2 protein-coding genes are annotated in these 2,422 nt (G+C 34.0%); both read left to right on the top strand.

Annotated elements, in window-relative coordinates; all coding sequences use genetic code 11:
- The first annotated feature begins 181 nt into the window (after positions 1 to 181).
- Complete coding sequence (locus tag ABY905_RS16450; protein ID WP_372645841.1) at positions 182 to 1,396, top strand: aminopeptidase C; 1,215 nt, start codon at positions 182 to 184, stop codon at positions 1,394 to 1,396.
- A gap of 214 nt (positions 1,397 to 1,610) precedes the next feature.
- Entirely contained in the window at positions 1,611 to 2,204 is a 594-nt protein-coding gene (locus ABY905_RS16445; RefSeq protein ID WP_372645839.1) for a porin family protein, read from the top strand.
- The last annotated feature ends 218 nt before the right edge of the window (positions 2,205 to 2,422 follow it).

The following is a 2,422-nucleotide window of genomic DNA, read 5'->3' as shown; positions in this document are numbered from 1 at the left end:
ATCTTATCGAGTCAAATCATAATTTTATCTAAAAACTTAAGCAAAGCCCTTATATCAATTGGCTAGGTTTAAGTTTTTGTTATTTTTGCGTTTTCAAATCTATCGACATGTATCAGGCATATAGCTTAAACATAGACTTAGATATAAAACGAAACAATTTATTACTTAAAACAACAATACTATGAATTTTAGAATTCTTGCTACAGCCTTACTTATTGGAGGAACTGTATTTTCTTCATCAGCTGAAGTAAAAAAAGACAAAAAAAAGGACAAAGAAAAAGGTTATATTTTTACTGAGGTAAAACGTATGCCTGCAACTTCTGTAAAAGATCAGCACCGTTCTGGTACATGTTGGGCTTTTTCCGGACTTTCATTCATGGAGTCAGAAATGCTTCGTATGGGTAAGCCTGAGGTAGATTTATCAGAAATGTTTGTAGTTTATAACTGCTATTCTGATAAAGCTATTAAAGACGTTCGTTTGAGCGGTAAATTCAACTTTGGTGGCGGTGGTGCTTTCCACGATGTGACTTATGTATGGAAAAAATATGGTATCGTTCCTGAGTCTGTATATGCTGGATTAAACTATGGTGAAGCAGGTCACACTCATGGTGAAATGGATATTATCCTAAGTAATTATGTTGATGCTGTTATCGCTAACAAAAACAAAAAATTAACACCAACCTGGCACAAAGGTTTCGATGGTGTTTTAGATGCTTACTTAGGAAAATTACCTGAAACTTTCGATTACGAAGGAAAAGAGTACACTCCTAAATCTTTTGCAAAAGACTATACAGGTCTTAACGCTGATGATTATATCGAAATCTCATCTTACACTCACCACCCATTCTACGAGAAATTCATTATCGAAGTTGGAGACAACTGGTTATGGGACGAGGTTTATAACTTACCTATCGACGAGATGATGGAAGTTATGGAAAGTGCTATCATGAATGGTTACACCATTGGATGGGCTTCTGATGTAAGCGAAAAAGGTTTTGCATACCGTAAAGGTGTTGCGATTGTTCCTGAAGCGGATACCAAGAACATGAGCGATTCTGAGATCTCTAAATGGCAGGATATGTCTGATAAGAAAAAGAATGCTAAATTATATAGCTTCAAAGGTCCTGGCGAAGAAAAAGTGATTACACAAGAAATGCGTCAAGAAGCTTTCGATAACTACACAACGACTGATGATCACGGCATGCACCTTGTAGGTATTTCTAAAGATCAAAAAGGTAACAAATACTTTATCGTGAAGAACTCATGGGGTACTGATAACAATCCATATGAAGGTTATTTCTATGCTTCATTCCCATTTGTATCATATAAGACCATGTCTTTCATGATTCACAAGGATGCTGTTCCTGCTAAGTTGAGAAAAAAATTAGGTTTGTAATCAACAATCTCAATCATACTCTAAAAAGCTCGACCATGACGGTCGAGCTTTTTTTATTCATAAACACATGTATTATTACGACTAAACTTCATTATCAAAGGTTTCCATTATTGAAAAATTTAATATAAATTCGTCTATCTGTAAAATTGACTATTTTAGAGATGAATATTTAAATAAGAAACTCATTAGATTATTAATAGAAAAATTCTACACTATGAAAAAATTATTATTGGTAGCAGTTATCTGCTTATTTTCATCGGCATTGTTTGCCCAATTAGCCTCACCTATCAGTCTTGGTATTCACGGTGGTCTTGTTAGTACTAAACTTGATGCAAACATGAGCGGTTCAAGTATAAAAGAAAGTTCTAAAAATGGTATGATGCTTGGTGCTTTTGCAAGAATCAACATCAACAAATGGTATATCCAACCTGAATTAAACTATGTAAAACGTAAATCATCAATCGACCTAATGATGCTAGGTTCTAGTAGTATTAAAATGGATGTTGAAACCAAGAGTATTGATATACCTGTTTTATTAGGTTATAAGATTGTAAAACTACCTCTATTTAAACTGAGAGCTTTTGCTGGTCCTGTAGCGTCATTTAATATTGATGACAAGATTAAAACTACTCTTGGAGATGTTGAAGATGGCGACTTTAAAAGTGCTGTTTGGAATGCTAAATTTGGCGCTGGTATCGACGTTTGGAAATTAACTTTAGATGTTGATTACGAGGTTGGCTTATCTGATGTTGCTGAAGATTTAAAAGGGAATATGGTGAATGTAACTCTAGGCTTCCGTTTATTCTAAGTCCATTTACTATATAAAATAGAAAACCACCAATGACTTGGTGGTTTTTTTTATGATTTAAAATAAAGGCTCAATTTTAGAATTCACTTAATATACCTCCAGTCATTCTAACTAAACTGGTTTTCGATTGAATCAGATTGAAAATGGCAGATAGTCTTGCAAGTGAGGCATTCTGATACGAGATTTGAACATCACGATAGTTAAAGGAATTAATGCTT

This window comes from Ancylomarina sp. (genome assembly GCF_041555295.1).
Classification (GTDB): domain Bacteria; phylum Bacteroidota; class Bacteroidia; order Bacteroidales; family Marinifilaceae; genus Ancylomarina.
Note: the sequence above shows the minus strand (reverse complement) of the source record. Positions and strands in the feature narration are given on the sequence as shown.